The 19,659-nt window shown below is 72.1% G+C and carries 18 protein-coding genes; 6 read left to right on the top strand and 12 right to left on the bottom strand.

Annotation, left to right across the window (positions count from 1 at the left end; translation table 11 throughout):
- Positions 1–7: 7 nt before the first annotated feature.
- The gene (lysS, locus tag ACGF5O_RS39460; RefSeq protein WP_393814980.1) at positions 8–1,780 is read right to left on the bottom strand and encodes a lysine--tRNA ligase; all 1,773 of its coding nucleotides are present in this window, start codon (positions 1,778–1,780) and stop codon (positions 8–10) included.
- A 305-nt stretch (positions 1,781–2,085) separates the two neighbouring features.
- Here lysS and argS point away from each other — a divergent pair, with 305 nt between their 5' ends.
- Complete coding sequence (gene argS, locus ACGF5O_RS39455) at positions 2,086–3,843, top strand: arginine--tRNA ligase (RefSeq protein ID WP_393814754.1); 1,758 nt, start codon at positions 2,086–2,088, stop codon at positions 3,841–3,843.
- Positions 3,844–3,862: 19 nt separating this feature from the next.
- Here argS and ACGF5O_RS39450 read toward each other — a convergent pair whose 3' ends face one another.
- Positions 3,863–5,446, bottom strand: a complete 1,584-nt coding sequence (locus ACGF5O_RS39450) for a protein kinase (RefSeq protein ID WP_393814753.1) — start codon at positions 5,444–5,446, stop codon at positions 3,863–3,865.
- 16 nt (positions 5,447–5,462) lie between these two features.
- The gene (locus ACGF5O_RS39445; RefSeq protein ID WP_393814752.1) at positions 5,463–7,367 is read right to left on the bottom strand and encodes a P-loop ATPase, Sll1717 family; all 1,905 of its coding nucleotides are present in this window, start codon (positions 7,365–7,367) and stop codon (positions 5,463–5,465) included.
- A gap of 136 nt (positions 7,368–7,503) precedes the next feature.
- Here ACGF5O_RS39445 and ACGF5O_RS39440 point away from each other — a divergent pair, with 136 nt between their 5' ends.
- Positions 7,504–8,277, top strand: a complete 774-nt coding sequence (locus ACGF5O_RS39440) for a DUF4253 domain-containing protein (protein ID WP_393814751.1) — start codon at positions 7,504–7,506, stop codon at positions 8,275–8,277.
- 99 nt (positions 8,278–8,376) lie between these two features.
- On the opposite strand, the gene ACGF5O_RS39435 is transcribed toward ACGF5O_RS39440, so the two are convergent.
- Positions 8,377–9,618 carry a PLP-dependent aminotransferase family protein gene (locus ACGF5O_RS39435; protein ID WP_393814750.1) on the bottom strand — a complete coding sequence of 414 codons (1,242 nt, stop codon included), beginning with the start codon at positions 9,616–9,618 and terminating at the stop codon, positions 8,377–8,379.
- A 281-nt stretch (positions 9,619–9,899) separates the two neighbouring features.
- Between ACGF5O_RS39435 and ACGF5O_RS39430 the strand changes: the two genes are divergently transcribed.
- Positions 9,900–10,118, top strand: coding sequence for a hypothetical protein (locus tag ACGF5O_RS39430; protein ID WP_393814749.1), 219 nt, complete (start codon positions 9,900–9,902; stop codon positions 10,116–10,118).
- A gap of 46 nt (positions 10,119–10,164) precedes the next feature.
- Here ACGF5O_RS39430 and hemB read toward each other — a convergent pair whose 3' ends face one another.
- Both hemB and ACGF5O_RS39420 read right to left on the bottom strand, forming a co-directional pair.
- Complete coding sequence (gene hemB / locus ACGF5O_RS39425; RefSeq protein WP_393814748.1) at positions 10,165–11,157, bottom strand: porphobilinogen synthase; 993 nt, start codon at positions 11,155–11,157, stop codon at positions 10,165–10,167.
- 111 nt (positions 11,158–11,268) lie between these two features.
- On the bottom strand, positions 11,269–11,634 hold the full coding sequence (locus ACGF5O_RS39420) for a hypothetical protein (RefSeq protein ID WP_393814747.1): 366 nt from the start codon (positions 11,632–11,634) through the stop codon (positions 11,269–11,271).
- Between the two features lie 162 nt (positions 11,635–11,796).
- Here ACGF5O_RS39420 and ACGF5O_RS39415 point away from each other — a divergent pair, with 162 nt between their 5' ends.
- The 3 genes from ACGF5O_RS39415 to ACGF5O_RS39405 are packed head-to-tail and all read left to right on the top strand — an operon-like array spanning position 11,797 to position 13,367.
- A complete protein-coding gene (locus ACGF5O_RS39415; RefSeq protein WP_393814746.1) occupies positions 11,797–12,147 on the top strand; it encodes a hypothetical protein in 351 nt (116 codons plus the stop codon).
- Entirely contained in the window at positions 12,144–12,938 is a 795-nt protein-coding gene (locus ACGF5O_RS39410; RefSeq protein WP_393814745.1) for a hypothetical protein, read from the top strand. Before ACGF5O_RS39415 ends, ACGF5O_RS39410 begins: the two co-directional genes overlap by 4 nt.
- Before the next feature lie 57 nt (positions 12,939–12,995).
- The gene (locus ACGF5O_RS39405) at positions 12,996–13,367 is read left to right on the top strand and encodes a roadblock/LC7 domain-containing protein (protein WP_393814744.1); all 372 of its coding nucleotides are present in this window, start codon (positions 12,996–12,998) and stop codon (positions 13,365–13,367) included.
- Between the two features lie 9 nt (positions 13,368–13,376).
- Here ACGF5O_RS39405 and ACGF5O_RS39400 read toward each other — a convergent pair whose 3' ends face one another.
- The 6 genes from ACGF5O_RS39400 to ACGF5O_RS39375 form a co-directional block, all read right to left on the bottom strand.
- Positions 13,377–13,763: a hypothetical protein gene (locus tag ACGF5O_RS39400; RefSeq protein ID WP_393814743.1), complete on the bottom strand. Its 387-nt coding sequence runs from the start codon at positions 13,761–13,763 to the stop codon at positions 13,377–13,379.
- Positions 13,764–13,947: 184 nt separating this feature from the next.
- Positions 13,948–15,654, bottom strand: a complete 1,707-nt coding sequence (locus ACGF5O_RS39395) for a uroporphyrinogen-III synthase (RefSeq protein WP_393814742.1) — start codon at positions 15,652–15,654, stop codon at positions 13,948–13,950.
- Positions 15,651–16,619, bottom strand: a complete 969-nt coding sequence (gene hemC, locus ACGF5O_RS39390) for a hydroxymethylbilane synthase (protein WP_393814741.1) — start codon at positions 16,617–16,619, stop codon at positions 15,651–15,653. The genes ACGF5O_RS39395 and hemC overlap by 4 nt, the downstream gene beginning before the upstream one ends.
- Complete coding sequence (locus tag ACGF5O_RS39385) at positions 16,616–18,325, bottom strand: glutamyl-tRNA reductase (RefSeq protein ID WP_393814740.1); 1,710 nt, start codon at positions 18,323–18,325, stop codon at positions 16,616–16,618. Before ACGF5O_RS39385 ends, hemC begins: the two co-directional genes overlap by 4 nt.
- A complete protein-coding gene (locus ACGF5O_RS39380) occupies positions 18,322–19,080 on the bottom strand; it encodes a redox-sensing transcriptional repressor Rex (RefSeq protein WP_393814739.1) in 759 nt (252 codons plus the stop codon). The genes ACGF5O_RS39385 and ACGF5O_RS39380 overlap by 4 nt, the downstream gene beginning before the upstream one ends.
- Before the next feature lie 281 nt (positions 19,081–19,361).
- A complete protein-coding gene (locus ACGF5O_RS39375) occupies positions 19,362–19,637 on the bottom strand; it encodes a glutaredoxin family protein (RefSeq protein ID WP_393814738.1) in 276 nt (91 codons plus the stop codon).
- Between the last annotated feature and the right edge of the window lie 22 nt (positions 19,638–19,659).

Raw genomic sequence — 19,659 nt, 5'->3', positions numbered from 1 at the left:
CGTCGGCCTACGCGCCGAGCAGCAGCCGTACCCGCTCCTGTCCCACCGCGAGCAGCAGGGTGGGCAGCCGGGGCCCGGTGTCCCGCCCGACCAGCAGGTGGTAGAGCAGGGCGAAGAACGTCCGCTGGGCCGTCTTGATCTCCGGCGGCAGCTCCTTGGGCGTGGCGTCGGCGGAGAACCCGGCCTGGACCTTGGGCACGCCGTAGACGAGGTGGGTGAGCCCGTCCAGCGACCAGTGCTCGGCGAGTCCGTCGAGCAGGAGCCGTACCGACTGCTGGGAGGCCTCGTCGAGGGACTTCAGGAGTTCGGCGTCGGGCTCGCCGCGGACGATGGTGCGCTGGTCGGCCGGTACCTGGGTGATGATCCAGGCCTCGGCCTTGTCGTACCGCGGCCGGGCCTCGTCCACCGAGCCGAGCGGGTTCTCCGGGTCCAGCTCCTTGAGGATGCGCAGCGCCTGGTCCTCGTGGCCGGCGGTGATGTCGGCGACGGAGGCGAGGGTCCGGTACGGCAGCGGGCGCGGTGTCCGGGGCAGCTCGCCGCCGGCCGTACGGACGGCACGCGAGTGCGCGGCGATGTCACCGGGCAGCGCGGAACCTCCCCCAGAGCCGGAAGCCTGGGAGGTGCCCCCAGCGACCTTGGCGTCCAGCTTGTCCCACTCGTCGTAGAGCCGCTGGATCTCCTGGTCGAAGGCGATCTTGAAGGACTGGTTGGGGCGGCGCCGGGCGTAGAGCCAGCGCAGGATCTGCGGCTCCATGATCTTCAGCGCGTCGGCCGGGGTGGGCACCCCGCCCCGGGACGAGGACATCTTCGCCATCCCGCTGATGCCCACGAAGGCGTACATGGGCCCGATGGGCTGCTTACCGCCGAAGATCCCGACGATCTGCCCGCCGACCTGGAAGCTGGACCCGGGCGAGGAGTGGTCGACACCGCTGGGCTCGAAGATCACGCCCTCGTAGGCCCACCGCATGGGCCAGTCGACCTTCCAGACCAGCTTGCCCCGGTTGAACTCGCTGAGCCGGACGGTCTCGGCGAACCCGCACTCGGTGCAGGTGTAGGTCAGCTCGGTGGTGTCGTCGTCGTACGCCGTGACGGTGGTGAGGTCCTTGCCGCAGCCCCCGCAGTACGGCTTGTACGGGAAGTACCCGGCGGAGCCGGAGGACCCGTCGTCCTCGCTCGCCGCGCCCGAGCCCTCCTCGGCCTCCAGCTCGGCCTCGTCGAGGGCCTTCTGCTGCTGCTTCTTCGCGGGGGCCTTCTTGGTCCGGTACTGGTCGAGGATCGCGTCGATGTCCCCGCGGTGCTTCATGGCGTGCAGGACCTGCTCGCGGTACACGCCGGAGGTGTACTGGGCGGTCTGGCTGATCCCGTCGAACTCCACGCCCAGCTCGGCCAGCGACTCGACCATGGCGGCCCTGAAGTGCTCGGCCCAGTTCGGGTACGGGGAGCCCTGCGGGGCGGGCACCGAGGTGAGCGGCTTGCCGATGTGCTCGGCCCAGCTCTCGTCGACCCCGGCGATACCGGCGGGCACCTTGCGGTACCGGTCGTAGTCGTCCCAGGAGATCAGGTGCCGGACCTGGTAACCGCGCCGCCTGACCTCGTCCGCGACCAGGTGCGGGGTCATGACCTCACGCAGGTTGCCCAGGTGGATCGGCCCCGACGGCGAGAGCCCGGACGCGACGACGACCGGTTTGCCCGGGGCCCGACGCTCCGACTCCTCGATGACCTCATCCGCGAAACGGGAGACCCAGTCGGTGGTCTCGGTGCTCTGAGCCACGATCGGCACGTCCTTCTTTCCGGCACGGGACAGCCGGTACGGTCGCACGGCTGACCGCTCCATTCTCCCAGGCGCCGCCACATCTACGAAAACGGGTTCCCGAGCCGCCCCCTGCGAGGCGGCGCAGCCGCCCGTACAGGGGCGCGGGGCTGCATCCGATATGCGGCTCCGCCGCGCGGGCGCGACCAGCCCCCACCGGCCCGCACCCGGCAACGCACCGAGCCCCCCGACCCCTCGGCCGCAAAAACCCCTTTACCCCCCGTGAAATACTGGACCTGTCTACCGAACCCCACGAGGAGAACGGCTCCCACCCCATGGCCCCGGTATCGTCCCTCAGCGCCTCCGTCAACCAGCAGCTCACGAACGCCCTCTCGGCCACCCTGCCGGAGGCCTCCGTGGACCCCCTGCTGCGACGCAGCGACCGGGCCGACTACCAGGCGAACGGCATCCTCGCCGCCGCCAAGAAGGCCAAGGCGAACCCGCGGGAGCTGGCGACGCAGGTCGTCTCCCACCTCACCACCGGCGCGGACCTGATCCAGGACGTCGAGGTCTCCGGCCCCGGCTTCCTGAACATCACCCTCTCCGACCGGGCGATCACCGAGAACCTGAGCGCCCGGTACGCGGACGGCGACCGGCTCGGCGTCCCCGCGAAGGCGGACCCGGGCCTCACGGTCATCGACTACGCCCAGCCGAACGTGGCGAAGGAGATGCACGTCGGCCACCTCCGCTCCGCGGTGATCGGCGACGCCCTGCGCGGCATGCTCGACTTCACCGGCGAGCGGACGATCGGCCGGCACCACATCGGCGACTGGGGCACCCAGTTCGGCATGCTCATCCAGTACCTGATCGAGAACCCGGACCAGCTGTCCGCGGAGACCGACACGGACGGCGAGCAGGCCATGTCGAACCTGAACCGGGTCTACAAGGCGTCCCGGGCCGTCTTCGACGCGGACGAGGAGTTCAAGGAGCGGGCCCGGAAGCGGGTCGTCGCCCTCCAGTCCGGCGACAAGGAGACCCTGGACCTCTGGCAGCGGTTCGTGGACGAGTCGAAGGTCTACTTCTACTCGGTCTTCGAGAAGCTCGACATGGAGATCCAGGACGACGAGATCGTCGGCGAGTCGGCGTACAACGACGGCATGCCCGAGACCGCCCGGCTCCTGGAGGAGATGGGCGTCGCGGTCCGCTCCGAGGGCGCACTGGTCGTCTTCTTCGACGACATCCGGGGCAAGGACGACCAGCCGGTCCCGCTGATCGTGCAGAAGGCGGACGGCGGCTTCGGCTACGCGGCCTCCGACCTGACGGCGATCCGCAACCGGGTCCGGGACCTGCACGCCACGTCCCTGATCTACGTCGTGGACGTCCGCCAGTCGCTGCACTTCAAGATGGTCTTCGAGACGGCACGGCGGGCGGGCTGGCTCACCGACGACGTCACCGCGCACAACATGGGCTACGGCACGGTGCTGGGCGCGGACGGCAAGCCCTTCAAGACGCGTGCGGGTGAGACCGTACGGCTGGAGGACCTGCTGGACGAGGCCGTGCAGCGGGCCGCCGAGGTGGTCCGGGAGAAGGCGCAGGACCTCACCGAGGCGGAGATCCAGGAGCGGGCCGCGCAGGTCGGCATCGGTGCCGTGAAGTACGCGGACCTGTCGACGTCGCCGAACCGGGACTACAAGTTCGACCTGGACCAGATGGTCTCGCTGAACGGCGACACGAGCGTCTACCTCCAGTACGCGTACGCCCGTATCCGGTCGATCCTCCGCAAGGCCGGGGAGGTCCGGCCCGCCGCCCACCCGGAGCTGGAACTGCACGCGGCGGAGCGGGCGTTGGGCCTGCACCTGGACGCGTTCGGGGACACGGTCTTCGAGGCGGCGGCGGAGTACGCCCCGCACCGGCTGGCGGCGTACCTGTACCAGCTGGCGTCCCTGTACACGTCGTTCTACGACAAGTGCCCGGTCCTGAAGGCCGAGACCCCGGAGCAGGTGGAGAACCGCCTCCTGCTGTGCGACATCACGGCCCGCACCCTGCACCAGGGCATGGCCCTGCTGGGCATCAGGACGCCCGAGCGGCTCTGATGCCGTTGCGGCCCGTCCCTCACTGCGGGGGCGGGCCGGTGACGGACTCCAGGGCCAGCTCCCCCGCGAGGTGGTTCAGCGCTGCCAGTCGGGCCCCGGTGCGCCCCCACGCGATCAGGATCGCGGCGACGCGGGCGTCCACCTGCCGTCGGTCGTACCCCAGCCAGGCGGCCTCGCCGAGCGCGACGGTTTCGTACGGTGTCATGGGCTGCGCCTCCCGGTCGGCTCTCTCCCGGGCGTCGGCGACGCGCCGGGACGCTCCGGGGTAGCGCTCCGCGAGGAACCTCTCGATGGTGTCGAGGTGGGCCTGCGCGTTCTGCCACTCGCGTTTGAGGCCGGCTATGGACCGGTCCACCTGCGCACGGTCGTAGCCCTGCGCGACCAGGTCGAACTCGCCGCCCGAGAGGACCCCGGCGGGGGTGGCGGCGGAGGTGCCGACGGGGGTCGCGGGCGGCGGTTCCGCCGCGGGCCGGTGCGCCGCGGGCCGGGTCCGTGTCCCGGTCCCGCCGGGTCCGGCCGCCGCGGGCCGCGTCCGGGCGGCGGCGATGATCGCCTCGGCCTCCCGCCGGGCGCGCTCCACGGTCTCCCTGGCCGTCCGCTCGGCCTCGGCCCGTGCCGCGGCCATGGACTCCTCGGCGACGCGGCGGCCGTACCGCTCGGCCTCCTGCCGGATGGCCCACGCCTTCCGCAGCAGCCGCCGGGCGACGTCGTCGCCGTACCCGAGTGCGGTGACGTCCAGGTCGGGTGTGGCGACGGCATGCTCGTACAGCAGTGTGCTCAGCGCGTCGTGGACGGCGGCGGCGGTCTGGGGGCGGTCCTCGGGGCGTTTGGCGAGGAGACTCGTCAGGAGGGTGCCGAGGGCTTCGGGGAGGTTCGGTACGAGCGTCCGAGGCGGTGCCGGTACCTCGTCCATGTGCATGCGCAGCACGCTCAGGGGATGGTCGGCGATGAAGGGCGGGCGGCCGGTCACCGCGTGGTAGAGCAGGCAGCCCAGGGAGTAGAGGTCGCTGCGGTGGTCGATCTCCCGGGTGCCGAGGGCCTGTTCCGGGGACATGTACGGCGGGGAGCCGAGCAGCGCGCCGGTGACGGTGAGTTCGTGGACGCCGAGCGATTCGCCGATGAACTTCGCGACCCCGAAGTCGAGGACCTTGACGGTCCCTTCGGGGGTGAGCAGGACGTTGGCCGGCTTGATGTCGCGGTGGATCACCCCGTGCCGGTGGGCGGCCCCGAGGGCCTGGGCGATCTGTCCGGCCCAGCCGACGGCCAGCGGCCACGGCGGCGTGGACTGGCCGAGCCGCCTGCTCAGCGGGACTCCGGGGACGAGTTCCATGACGAGGTAGAGGACCCGGCGCTCGTCGAGGCGCACCTCGCCCCAGTCGTGCACGGTGACGACGTTCGGGTGCAGGACCCGTCCGGCCAGCTGTACCTCCCGCTCGAACCTGGCCTGGGTCTCCGCCTCGTCCGCCGACGGCAGCGCATGGACGATCTTGACGGCGACCGGGCGGCGCATCCGTTCGTCCTGCGCGGCCCACACCTCGCCCATGCCGCCCGCGCCGAGCCGGGCCCCGATCCGGAACCGCCCGGCGATCAGCACTGCGTCCACCGGTCGCCTCCCTCCTTCAGGACCCCGCCGAGTTGCCGGAGCTGCCGTAGGAGCCGCCCGCCACCCGGCGCAGCCGGCGGGCCTCCTCCTCCAGGCGGTGCGCGACCTGCGGCGCGCCCTCGGTGAGGCCGCTGGCGCTGAGCTGAGCGGCCAGTGCGGTGAAGTAGTGGCCGGTGGACAGGAGCAGGTCGTCCATGCCGATCGGAGCCGGGCCCTGGGGCAGGGCGTTGGCGTCGTCGAGCACGCGGTTGATCTCGGCCCGGATCTGGCTCTTGGCGTCCTCGGTGAGGGAGACGGCCCGGCCGAGCTGGGCCAGCAGGGAGTGGCAGGACCGGCGCAGTTCCGCCAGCAGCCGGTCGTCCCTGCCCACGAGGCTGATCCCGACCGTCTGGCCGGCGAAGACGTCGCCCCGCACCAGCCGGTCACCGGCCACCACGGGCTCGTAGCGGCGCAGGTCGATGGCGGCGGTCGCGCCCAGGGCCGCCCGGAAGCAGGGGTGGATGTGGAACTCGGTCTCGTGCGGCTGGACGGGCAGGTTGTTGCCCCCGGTGAAGACGATGTCGTTGCCGCGCCGTACGCCGAGGAAGCCGACGTCGTAGAGGACGTCGATGACGCCGGGGAGGGTCAGTGCCTGCGCGTAGGCGGGGAACAGCCGGTGCAGGGACCCCTCGGCCGCCTCGAACCGGCTGTGCAGCGCGGCGCGGGAGACGACGTAGCCCGCGTTCTGGAAGAGCGGGTACAGGTTCTTCAGGAACGGGTGGGCGACCAGGTACTCCAGGGACAGGTCCTTGAGCTTCCACGCGGAGAACTGGAAGCCCGCCTCCAGGACGTCCGCCTCGGTGATCCGGGCCCGGCCGTGCTTGAGGTGGGCGGTCTCCTGGCAGAGGTTGAGGAACTGGATGGCGTCCCGGGGGCGGGGCAGGCAGCGGCGGAAGAGGTGGGCCGGTGTCCACTCGCCCTCGACGGCCGGCGGGAAGAGTTCCTGCCACAGCTGGTCGGCGGTCAGGCCGGCGCCGGCGGAGGCCCGGGCGCGGGCCAGTGCGAGATCGCGCAGCGCCTCCTCGGTCCAGGCGATCCGCAGCTCCTCCAGGTGGAACTTGTCCAGCTCGCCGAAGGACAGCGAGTCGTAGATGTCCGCCCGCAGGAACAGCAGGAGCTGTACGACGCCCGTGTACCGGCTCGCCGCGTGCTTGGCGGCCAGCAGTAGCCCGATCACCATGGAGTTGCTGTCCGGCTCGGCGGACCACACCAGCTCCAGCTGGTCGACCATGAGCAGGAGCGGCGGGTGCGCGGCGGCGCAGCCGAGGTCGGCGAAGGCCCGTTCCACCCCGTGCTCCACGACCTTCAGCTGGCGCTGGGCGCGGGCCCCTTCCGACGGCGAACCCGCCAGGTCGATCGCCGCCTTGACGCCGAACGCCTCCAGGGAGAGGGAGGTCTGCAGCCCCTGGACGGTCTGTGCCAGGCGGTCCAGGCCGCCCTCCTCCAGTTCGCCGTTCTGTTTCAGGAACTTCAGCAGTGCCTTCACCGAGGGGGGTGTCTTTCCGTGCGCCCGTTTCGCGTGCGCGGCGAGGTGCCGGGCCGCGTGGACGGCGAACAGGTAGCGCCAGATCAGCGCCTTGGCCGAGTCGCCGGGCAGCCCCTGCAGCTCGAACCTGCGGATCTCCTCGCCCGCCACCTCGTCCGGGGTGACCAGCGTCTTCCCGGCGTACACGGGGCCCCGGTCCGCCATCAGCTGCATGCAGACGGCGCTCTTGCCAGACCCCTTGCGCCCGATGATCAGCATCTTCTGTCCGGAGACAGCGGCCCGGTAGGCCTCGTTGGGCAGAAAGCCGCCGCGCAGCAGCAGCCCGTCCTTGACATCCCGCTCCGCGTCCTCGCGCCCGAAGCGCAGACGCGCGAGCAGCCCCCCGTCGTCGCTCATGGCATCCACGGTATCCGCGAACGGCGCGGTCGCCGACGGATTCGGCACGGAGACCACCGGCAGGAGGCCGCCGCCCACCACCCGTTCGGGGCGACCGCGTCCGGCGTTGTCAGTGACGCCCCTTACAGTCACTGCCATGGCGACTCTTCCCAACCCGCTGCCCAAGCTGGCGACCGACCCGAGCGGTCGGTCCCTGGGGCTCCAACTCCCGCCCGGGACACTGCTCGACGACACGCTCGACGGCCCGTGGCACCAGCCGTTGCTGTGGTACGCAGGGCAGCCCGCCGGGCCCGGGACCTGGACCGCGCTGGGTGCGCCGGCCGCCCGTGCGGGGCTGCTGCCGGTGCTCATCGACGTGTCCGAGGTCGACGACTGGGACTTCGCACCCGGGGAGACGTCGTACCCGGGGGACCACGACGCCGACGAGGTGCTGGAGGACTACTGGGAGGAGGACCCGCCGGAGGGCGAGGAGTGGCCGGGGCTCGCTCCCTCTCCGGCGCTGGTCGCCGACCCGGACTCGCGGGCCGCGGACGTCGCCGACGCGCTCAGCCAGGGGCGGCCCTGGCTGAAGGAGCCGCACCTGGCACTGGTCTCCGCCCGACGCAGCGCGGACATACCGGCGGCCATCGGCTGGAGCGGCCCGGTGAACTACGAGGAGGACGTGGCCCGGCTCTGCGCGGTGCTGCGCTCCTGGGAGGACCGGTTCGGCGTCCGGGTGGTGGCGCTCGGCTTCGACCACCTCGCCCTGTCCGTCGCCGCCCCGCCCACCGACCTCGACGAGGCGGAGGCCATTGCCGCCGAACACTTCGCGTTCTGCCCGTACGCCGTCCTGCCAGACACCGACGACACCCTCTCCTCCTACGCCGAGCACCTGGTCGGCGAGCGGCTGTGGCACTTCTGGTGGGACTGAGCCGACCCCCGCGCCCGTAAGGGGCGCGGGGAACTGCGCGATCAGCCACGACGGCGCCGCGGTCGGCAGACGGCATGTCCCGGCACTTTCGGCGACCGCTCAGCCGCCCAGCCCCTTCGCCAGCCTCCGCAGCCCCTCCCCGATCTCCTCCGGCGTCTGCGTCACGAAGCACAGCCGCAGCGTCGAGCGGTCGGGGTCGGCGGCATGGAAGGGCTCGCCGGGAACGTAGGCCACGTTCTGCTCCACCACCCGGCGGAGCAGCGCGGTGGTGTCGTACGACGACGGGAGCCTGGCCCAGAGGAACATGCCGCCCTCGGGCCGCTGCCAGGTGGAGCCGGCCGGGAGGGCGTCGGCGAGGCCGGCGAGCATGGCGTCGCGGCGTTCGCCGTACACCGCGCGCACCTTGGCAACGTGGGCGTCCAGGACGTCCAGGTAGCGGGCGGCGGCGAGCTGGTTGAGGGTCGGGGTGTGCAGGTCGGCCGCCTGCTTGGCCACCGCGCAGGCGCGGCGCAGGGCGTCGGGGGCGCGGAGCCAGCCGAGGCGCAGGCCGGGGGCCATGACCTTGGAGAGGGAGCCGAGCAGGACCGTGCGGTCCTCGGCGCCGGGGAAGGACGCGATCCAGGGGGCGTGGTCGCCGTCGTAGCGGAGTTCGCCGTAGGGGTCGTCCTCTATGATCCACAGGCCGTGCCGGGCGGCGGCCGTGGCCAGGGCGGCGCGGCGGGCGGCGGGCATGGTGCGGCCGGTGGGGTTCTGGAAGGTCGGGACGAGGTAGAGGAGTTTGGGCCGTTCGGCGCGGATCAGCTCCGCGAGGGCGGCCGGGTCCACGCCGTCCGCGTCCCCGGGCACGGGCAGCACGCGTGCGCCGGCCAGCCCGAACACCTGAAGTGCCGCCAGGTAGCAGGGACTTTCGACCAGGATCGTGTCCCCGGGTTCGATCAGGGCGCTCGCGAGCAGGGAGAGCGCCTGCTGGGAGCCGGTGGTGACGAGGAGGTCGTCGGCCCCGGTGGGCAGGCCCCGCGCCGAGACGCGTGCCGCCAGCCGCTGCCGCAGCGCCGGTTCGCCCTCGGTCGTCGAGTACTGCAACGCCCGTTCCGGCGCCTGCTCCAGCACCGCGCGGAAGGCGGCGGCGATGCCCTCCCGGTCGAACAGTTCGGGGGCCGGCAGCCCGCCCGCGAAGTTGATCACCTCGGGCCGGGCGGTCACCGCGAGAATCTCCCGCACGGGTGACCCGCCGACGGTCCGGGCCCGGGCCGCGAGCGGCGGAAGCGGCGCGGGGACGGGGGCGGGGGCGTGGGCGGGGGCGGGGGCGGGGGCAGAAACGGGCGCAGGGGTGAGGGTCATGGACGGCTCCTTGGGCTGATCCTCGTCTTGGCGGGAGCGTAGAGAGGTGCGTGCCGCCTACACCCGTAATTCCGCGATCCGGACGGACCGGCCTCGGGCGTCCCGTACCGCCGTCCCACGGGACGGGATCCGTGCAGTTCACGGGGGTGGTCCGGGCCCGGGCGTCCCGAATCCCCCGTCGGCTCTGGCGGGCCGGGCGAGCCGCCCCGCAGGCTGAGGACACAGCGCAGCCCCCGCACCCCGAGCGCCGACCACGCCGAGATCGTCAAGGGAGCCCTCGCATGTCCGTCACGCACCGCACCCCGGCCTCCGGCCGCCGCCGTCTCCTGGCGGCGGCCGCCCTGGCGCTGGTCGCCGCGACCGCACTGAGCGGGTGCCGGGACGGCCAGGGCGTACGCGACGAGGGCCCGTCCTCCTCGGCGTCCCGCGTCCGGCAGTCCGACCGTCCGGCACACTCCCCGACGCCGGCGCCCGCGCCGACCTCACGGCAGACCTCATGAAAGTGCCCCGGCAGCACTGCTTCTGCCGGGGCGCGGTCGTCTGCGGTCAGCCCAGCATCCGGGCGGCCTCGACCGCCCAGTAGGTGAGGATGTTCTGCGCGCCGGCCCGCTTGATGCCGGTCAGGGTCTCCAGGATCGCGCGGTCGCGGTCGATCCAGCCCTTCTCGGCAGCGGCCTCGACCATCGAGTACTCGCCGGAGATCTGGTAGGCGGCGACCGGCACGTCCACCGAGCCGGCGACCCGCGCGAGGATGTCGAGGTAGGGCCCGGCCGGCTTGACCATCACCATGTCGGCCCCCTCCTCCAGGTCGAGGGCCAGCTCCCGCAGCGACTCCCGGACGTTGGCCGGGTCCTGCTGGTAGGTCTTGCGGTCACCCTTCAGCGAGGAGCCGACGGCCTCGCGGAAGGGGCCGTAGAAGGCGGAGGCGTACTTCGCGGTGTAGGCGAGGATCGCGACGTCCTCGCGGCCGATCTGGTCGAGCGCGTCGCGGACGACGCCGATCTGGCCGTCCATCATCCCGCTGGGCCCGACGACATGGGCGCCCGCGTCGGCCTGCACCTGGGCCATCTCGGCGTACCGCTCCAGGGTGGCGTCGTTGTCGACGCGCCCCTCGGTGTCGAGCACCCCGCAGTGGCCGTGGTCGGTCGTCTCGTCGAGGCACAGGTCGGACATCACGAGGAGCTCGTCGCCGACCTCGGCGCGCACGTCGCGCAGCGCGACCTGGAGGATGCCGTCCGGGTCGGTGCCGGGCGTGCCTAGGGCGTCCTTCTTGCTCTCCTCCGGTACCCCGAACAGCATGATCCCGGAGATGCCCGCCTCGACCGCCTCGGCCGCCGCCTTCTTCAGGCTGTCCCGGGTGTGCTGCACGACGCCGGGCATGGCGGCGATCGGCACCGGCTCGCTCACGCCCTCCCTGACGAACGCCGGGAGGATGAAGTCCGCGGGGTGCAGCCGGGTCTCGGCGACCATGCGCCGCATGACGGGGGTGGTCCGCAGCCGTCGCGGCCGCGTGCCGGGGAAGGAGCCGTACTTCGTCATGCCCTCTACGCTACGCCCGTCACATGAGCGCGCTTACCGACTCGGCGTCGGGCTCGGCACCGGTGTCCCGGCCCGCGTACGGGGGGGCCGGGACACCGCGGTGCCGGGAGGTCAGACCTCCAGCTCGGTCTCCAGCTTCTTGAGGCTGTGCCGGGCCAGCGCGAGGTTGCTGCGGCTGCGGTCCAGGGCGAGGTAGAGGAAGAGCGAGCCGCCGGCCTTGGTCAGGGGGCGGATCAGGTGGTACTGGCCGCCCAGCGTGATCAGTATGTCCTCGATCTCGTCGTCGAGGCCGATGGACTTCAGCGTGCGCTGCTTGGCGCGGACGACCTCGGTGTTCCCGGCCGCCGCCAGTTCCAGGTCCAGGTGCGGTCCGCCGCCCAGCACGCCGAGCGACATACCGCTTTCGTAGTCGACCAGGGCGACCCCGACGGCCCCGTCGATGCTCATGGCTTCCTTGAGCGCTGTCTCGATGTTCACGCTGGTGCCCTCGATTTCCTTACGTGGGTCGACTCGGACGCAAGCAGTTCGACGGAGGTTGCTTCCCGACCTGTCCGAGTCCGAATAAACGTCATCTTTGGCCAGTGTTGCAACAGTTGGCAATAAAGTACTGTGCGACCGAGGGGTCAGGAGGGGGAACTCATGGCTTTGCTCAACACCGTCCTGCGCGACGTCGGACGGACGCCCGGCGTGACCGCCGCCGCGCTCGTGGACGGCGTGACGGGCCTCTCCTACGCCGAGCACGGCGACCCGGGCCCGGCCCAGGACGCCCAGGAGACCGCGCACCTTGCCACCACGCAGCTCAACAGGGCCGGATTCACCGGCGAGTTGGAGAGTATCGTCGTCACCACCGCCACCCACCACCATGTGACGGTCCGCGTCGACCGGCAGGGCGACCCGCTCCTGCTGTTCGCCCTGGTGGACCGGGACCGTACGAACATCACGTGGGCACTGCGCGACCTCGCCGAGCACACGAGCCGACTCCTCGCATGAGCCAGGAGACACCGGCCGCCCGCAACGTCCCCGCCCTGCTGGCCGCCCTGCACGCCGAGAAGCGCTCCTGTGCCGTCCTGGTCGCCGGCACCCCGGGCGGTGTCATCCACGTCCGCGACGGCATGGTCACCGGCATGGAGACCCCCGGCGCCCCCGGCGTCGAGGTGCTCCTGCTCAAGTCGCGCCGGATCACCGAGGACGACTGGACCGCCGCCCGCGCCACCGGCACCGACCCCGCGCGGCTGGCCCTGGAACTGGTCGCCCAAGGCCTGCTGGGCGCCGCCGAACTGGAGATCACCGGCCGGGCAGCCCTGTTCGACGCGGCCTTCGCCCTGGCCCTGACCACCCCGGACGGCTGGGAGGTGACCGCGCCCCGCCCCCTGCTCGACACGGGCGCCGCGATACCGCCCGACCGCCTGGTCACCGAGAACACCCGCCGCATGCGCCTGCTGTCGAACGAACGCGGCGCCACCGCACGCTTCGCCCGCGACCGCCCGGAACCGGCCCCGGCCGCCCGCGACCCGCGGCAGACCGCCCGCCTCTCACCCCGCCACCAGGCCATCCTGACCGTCGCCGACGGCCGCAGGACCCCCCGGGACATCGCCTTCGCCCTCGGCCGCGGCCTGTTCGCCGTCATGCTGGACCTCCGCGACCTGCTGTCCCTGGGCCTCCTCCAGCCCCCGTCCACCACCCCGGCCGGCCGCCCGAGCACGGCCCCGCGCACACCGACCGCACCCCCCGCGGCAGCACCGCCCCCCTCACCGACCCCGCTCCCCCGCCGCAAACGCTAGTCCCGGGCAGCAGTGCCCCACGCACCACCAAGCACGACAGCACAGGAGGAAGCCACCATGAACGATCCCGTGCAGGACATCCTCGTCTCCTTGCGCGACCGGGTGATGGGCGTCCGCGAGACCACCCTGGCCACCGTCGACGGGCTGGTGGTGGCGAGCGACACGGACAAGACCCACCCGGAGTCCATGGCCGCCGTGGCCTCCGCCGCCCTCTCCCTCGGCCACCGCCTCGCCGACCAGGGCGACACCGGCACCCTCCGCCAACTCACGGCCCGCTGCAGCGCGGGCCACGTCATCGTCACAGCGGTAGGCACCCGGGCCCTCCTGGCCGTCATCACCGACGAGGGCGTGGACGGCCTGGCCTTCGACCGCGAGATCCCCACGATCGTCGAAGACCTGAAGAAGATCCTCGCCCATGACACGGCGTAGGTGACCGGTTCAGATGTGCGACCAAGGGCGTAACGGGCAGACGTCCCAGGAAAAGCGCCGCAGTCGGGCCTGTTCGACGTGGGCGGCCGTGCCCTCGTAGTCGCTGTTCAGGTGACGGCCGAGGACCACGACCGCCACGGTTCCCGCGCCTGCGGATTTCAGCGCGGACGCGGCGGACCGCACGTGGTTGCCGGTGGTCCAGGTGTCGTCCACGAGCAGCACGTGCTCGCCCCACAGGGGTGATGCCGTATAGCGCGCGGAAGACGCGGTGCGCCCGAGGTCTGCGGCCCTCGGGGTGGCTCGGAGCAGGTCGCGGTGGCGCTCACGGGTCGCGCCGATCAGGTCGGCGACCATGTCACGCAGCGGGTGGGTCTGCCTCCCGCTCGTACTGGGCACGGTGGTGACGACATCGAAGCCGGGTACAGCACACCGATGCGCGACGCATGCCTCGTGCGCTTCCAGAAACCGCCAGAGCACAGCAACTGCGCGACCAACCCCCACGCACCCGCAGACGACCGACGGCACAGGAAAGGGGGCCCGGGGCGCAGCCCCGGACCCCCTCTCATTGCGACAACTCACCTCACGTGGTGGTGCGCCTCCGTCGTGCCCCCGGTCGCCGCTCGCTCGGCCGGGTGACCGGATCGCCGGCCTCCAGCGCGCTCGCGCGCCTCCGCAGGCCGAACTCCGCCAACGCCTCCGCCAGCTTCGCGGCCGACGGCTCCGGGGCCATCACGTCGACCCGCAGCCCGTGCTCCTCGGCCGTCTTGGCCGTGGCGGGGCCGATGCACGCGATCACCGTCACGTTGTGCGGCTTCCCGGCGATGCCCACCAGGTTCCGCACGGTGGACGACGACGTGAAGAGCACCGCGTCGAAGCCGCCGCCCTTGATCGCCTCCCGTGTGTCGGCCGGCGGCGGCGACGCCCGCACGGTGCGGTAGGCGGTCACGTCGTCCACCTCCCAGCCGAGTTCGATGAGCCCGGCGACCAGCGTCTCGGTGGCGATGTCGGCCCGCGGCAGGAACACGCGGTCGATCGGGTCGAAGACCGGGTCGTAGGGCGGCCAGTCCTCCAGGAGCCCGGCGGCCGACTGCTCGCCGCTCGGCACCAGGTCCGGCTTCACGCCGAAGGCGACCAGCGCCTTCGCGGTCTGCTCGCCGACCGCCGCGACCTTGATCCCCGCGAAGGCCCGGGCATCGAGCCCGTACTCCTCGAACTTCTCCCGGACCGCCTTGACGGCGTTGACCGAGGTGAAGGCGATCCACTCGTACCGGCCGGTGACGAGCCCCTTGACGGCCCGCTCCATCTGCTGGGGCGTGCGCGGCGGCTCGACGGCGATCGTCGGCACCTCGTGCGGCACCGCACCGTAGGACCGCAGCTGGTCGGAGAGGGAGGCCGCCTGCTCCTTCGTGCGGGGCACGAGTACCTTCCAGCCGAACAGCGGCTTGGACTCGAACCACGACAACTGGTCGCGCTGGGCGGCGGCGGACCGCTCACCGACCACGGCTATCACCGGCCGGCCGCCGTCCGGCGAGGGCAGCACCTTCGCCTGCTTCAGCGTCTGCGCGATGGTGCCGAGGGTGGCGGTCCAGGTCCGCTGCCGGGTCGTCGTACCGGCGACGGTGACCGTCAGCGGGGTGTCCGGCTTGCGGCCGGCGGCGACCAGCTCCCCGGCCGCCGCGGCGACCGAGTCGAGGGTCGTCGACACGACCACCGTGCCGTCCGAGGCGCCGACCTCGGTCCAGCACCGGTCCGAGGCGGTACGGGCGTCCACGAAGCGGACGTCCGCGCCCTGCGCGTCCCGCAGCGGCACACCGGCGTACGCCGGCACCCCGACCGCGGCCGCGACACCCGGCACGACCTCGAAGGGCACACCCGCGGCCACGCAGGCGAGCATTTCCTCGGTCGCGTACGTATCAAGTCCCGGGTCCCCGGACACCGCACGGACGACCCGCCTGCCACCCCGCGCGGCCTCCATGACAAGATGAGCCGCATCCCGCACGGGCGGGAGGGAAGCGGTTGTTGACGCTCCGTCAACAACCGTGAGTTGAGGCGTGCCTGTGCCCGGATACGGGTCCGACGACGGATCCGGATCGGTGGCCACGACGGAGACGCCCTGTCTGGCGTGGGTTCTGATCACGTCGAGCACGTCGTGCTCGGCGACCAGGACGTCCGCGCTGGACAGTGCCTCCACGGCACGCAAGGTCAGCAGTCCCGGATCTCCGGGTCCGGCACCCAGGAAGGTGACGTGCCCGTGTTCCAGGCCGGCGGGAAGGTTGGTGGGGCTCACTGTGCTCGCTCCCCCATCAGACCGGCCGCGCCCTGGGCAAGCATCTCGGTGGCGAGTTCGCGACCGAGCGCCGTCGCCTGGTCGTATGTCTCGGGCACGGGACCGGTGGTGGACATCTGCACCGTCCGGGTGCCGTCGGTCGTGCCGACGACGGCCCGCAGGCGCATTTCCTTGACAATCTGCCCGTCGGCCAGAAGGTCGGCAAGCGCGCCCACAGGGGCGGAGCAGCCGGCCTCCAGGGCGGCGAGCAGTGAGCGCTCGGCGGTCACGGCGACCCGCGTGAACGGGTCGTCGAGTTCCCCGAGCAGGACGATGAGCTCCGCGTTGTCCGCGGCGCACTCGATCGCCAGTGCCCCCTGGCCGGGGGCGGGCAGAACCGTGTCGACCGACAGGAAGTCGGTCACCTCGTCGATGCGGCCGATGCGGCTCAGGCCGGCCGCCGCCAGCACCACGGCATCGAGCTCGCCGTCGTGTACGTATCCGATCCGGGTGTCGACGTTCCCCCGGATCGGCACGGTCTCGATGTCCAGGCCGTGCGAGCGCGCGTACGCGTTCAGCTGCGCCGCGCGGCGCGGCGAACCGGTGCCGATGCGCGCCCCGCGCGGCAGGTCGGTGAACTTCAGCGCGTCCCGGGCGACGATCACGTCCCGCGGGTCCTCGCGCACCGGTACGGCGGCCAGCACCAGCTCGTCGGGCTGGGTGGTCGGCAGGTCCTTGAGCGAGTGAACCGCGAAGTCGACCTCGCCGCGCAGCAGCGCGTCCCGCAGGGCGGTCACGAAGACGCCCGTGCCGCCGATCTGTGCGAGGTGCTCGCGGGAGGTGTCGCCGTACGTGGTGATCTCCACGAGTTCGACGGGCCGCCCGGTCACCCGGCTCACGGCCTCCGCCACCTGCCCGGACTGGGCCATGGCGAGTCTGGACCGCCTGGTGCCCAGCCGCAATGGCGTCAGTGGATTGTCACTCATGCCGGTCGGTCCTTCTTGTCTGTGCTGTCCACGGCCCGGGAGACGGCGGCCACCGTCTCGGGGTCGAGGTCGAACAGGGTCCGCAGCGCGTCCGCGTACCCGGCGCCGCCGGGTTCGGCCGCGAGCTGCTTGACCCGTACGGTCGGCGCGTGCAGGAGCTTGTCGACGACCCGGTGCACGGCCTGCCGGATCTCCCCGCGCTGGCGCTCGTCCAGGTCGGGCAGGCGGCCGTCGAGCCGTGCGATCTCGCCCGCGACGACGTCGGCGGCCATCGTCCGCAGGGCCACTACGGTGGGCGTGATGTGCGCCGCCCGCTGGGCCGCGCCGAAGGCGGCGACCTCGTCCGAAACGATCCGCCGCACCTGGTCCACGTCGGCCGCCATCGGCGCGTCCGCGGACGCCTCCGCCAGCGTCTCGATGTCCACAAGGCGCACCCCGGCCAGCCGGTGCGCGGCCGCGTCGATGTCGCGGGGCATGGCGAGGTCGAGGAGGAACAGCGCGGGAGCGGGCCGGGCGAACCCGGCGACCGGCTCCGGCCTGCGCCGCTCCGGGATCCGGCCGACCCGGGCGGCGGCCGCGGCCAGCGCCCCGATCAGCCCGGCCTCGGCCTCGGGGCTCTCGGGCGTACGACGGCCGGCTTCCCGGATGTCGACGGTCCCGTTGTCCACCCAGGCCGCGTGCTGCTCCAGCTCGGCCGCGGCCATCCCGGCGACGGCGGCCTCCCCCATCACGGAGAAACCGCTCTGCTCGGCGGTGAGGTCGAGCGGGCAGTTCTCGTCGGCGCCGAGTCCGCCACCGGGACCGCTGACGGCCAGCGGCTGCTTCGGCGTCGCAGGTACGTCGATCTCGGCGGCCGGCTCACCCGTACGGCCCTCGACCGCCGCCGCGACCGCGTCAGCGGTCAGCACCAGTCCGGTCGCGCCCGTACAGGAGACGGCGACGTCGGCACGTGTCAGCTCGTCCGGCACCGCATCCATCGGTACCGCGCGGGCCACCACGTACGTGTCGTCGGCGTCGTTGAGGATCTGCGCCAGCCGCTCCGCGCGGTCGAACGTGCGGTTCGCGACGACGATCTCCGCGACCCCCGCCCGCGCGAGCGTCGCGGCGGCCAGCGAGGACATCGATCCGGCTCCGATGACCAGCGCCTTCCTGCCCCTGGCCCAGTCACGCACCTCGCCGCCGGCGGCCAGCTGCTCGAGACCGAAGGTGACCAGGGACTGTCCGGCCCGGTCGATCCCGGTCTCGGAGTGGGCGCGTTTGCCGACCCGCAGCCCCTGCTGGAACAGGTCGTTCATCAGCCGCCCGGCGCTGTGCAGCTCCTGCGCGCGGGCCAGGGAGTCCTTGAGCTGGGCGAGGATCTGCCCCTCGCCGACGACCATGGAGTCGAGCCCGCAGGCCACCGAGAACAGGTGGTGGACGGCCCGGTCCTCGTAGTGCACGTAGAGATAGGGGGTGAGCTCGTCCAGCCCGACCCCGCTGTGCTGGGCGAGCAGCGTGGACAGCTCGGCGACCCCGGCGTGGAACTTGTCCACGTCGGCGTAGAGCTCGATGCGGTTGCAGGTGGCGAGGACCGCGGCCTCGGTGGCCGGCTCGGCGGCGACCGTGTCCTGGGCCAGCTTGACCTGGGCGTCCGTGCTGAGCGCGGCCCGCTCCAGAACGCTGACCGGGGCGCTGCGGTGGCTGAGCCCGACGACGAGGAGACTCATGCCGGCATCACGGCGGGTACGTCCCCGTCGGGTCCCTGCTCGCCGGCGTCCTGGTGCGCGGCGACCGGCGGGACCGCCGCCGCCTCGTGCTCCTCGCCGGCCTTGCGCTGCTCGTGGAAGGCGAGGATCTGCAGCTCGATGGAGAGGTCGACCTTGCGTACGTCGACGCCGTCCGGGACGGACAGCACGGTCGGCGCGAAGTTCAGGATGGAGGTGACCCCGGCGGCCACGAGCCGGTCGCAGACCTGCTGGGCGACGCCCGGCGGGGTGGTGATCACGCCGATGGAGACGCCGTTGCCGGAGATGATCTTCTCCAGGTCGTCGCTGTGCTGCACGGCGATCCCGGCGACCTGCCGTCCGGTCATCGCCGGATCGGCGTCGATCAGGGCGGCGACCCGGAAACCACGGGAGGCGAACCCGCCGTAGTTGGCGAGGGCGGCGCCCAGGTTTCCGATGCCGACGATCACAACCGGCCAGTCCTGGGTCAGGCCCAGCTCACGGGAGATCTGGTAGACGAGATACTCGACGTCGTAGCCGACACCGCGCGTTCCGTACGAACCCAGGTAGGAGAAGTCCTTGCGCAGCTTCGCGGAGTTGACCCCCGCGGCAGCGGCCAGCTCCTCCGAGGAGACCGTGGGGACCGAGCGCTCCGACAGTGCGGTCAGAGCGCGGAGGTACAGCGGAAGCCGGGCGACGGTGGCCTCGGGGATACCTCGGCTGCGGGTCGCCGGTCGGTGAGTTCGGCCAGTTGCCACGGTGCTCCAACGGGTTGAGCGGGGCTGCGGACGGTCACACGTACCCAGACCGCCCCGTCGACAGCAGGCTATGTCTTTGTGAACGCGTGCACAAAGATGGTGTCCGTTTTGCCCGGCCAACGTGACCGGGGTCACGCACCCCCGGCGCGCTCGCGCGGGACCAGCGTGGACGCGTCCACGCTCCCTCTCCAATGGGGGCAAAACCGTACACTCTCCTCACGAATCCCGCCCCCGAGACCAAGCCGCCGTCGATCCTAGGCGACTTTTCCAGCCGGTTTGGACTAGTCGGTCAGTGCCTTGCGGAGCCGTTCCTCGTTCACGCGCCAGAAGGTGTGCTGTTCGCCGTCGACGAGGACCACCGGGATCTGCTCCCAGTACAGATCGTGCAGTCGCGCATCCAGAGTGATGTCCTGCTGCTCCCAGGGCACTCCGAGATCGCCGCACACCTTCTCGACCACGACCTGTGCGTCATCACACAGATGGCAGCCGGGTTTACGGATGAGGGTGACCGATCGCGCACTCGGCGCGGGCGCCTTCCGGCCAAAGAGGGGACTCATGACGTCCATTGTCCCGCCCCCG

The organism is Streptomyces sp. NPDC048291 (assembly GCF_043201715.1).
Taxonomy (GTDB): Bacteria; Actinomycetota; Actinomycetes; order Streptomycetales; family Streptomycetaceae; genus Streptomyces.
Note: the sequence above shows the minus strand (reverse complement) of the source record. Positions and strands in the feature narration are given on the sequence as shown.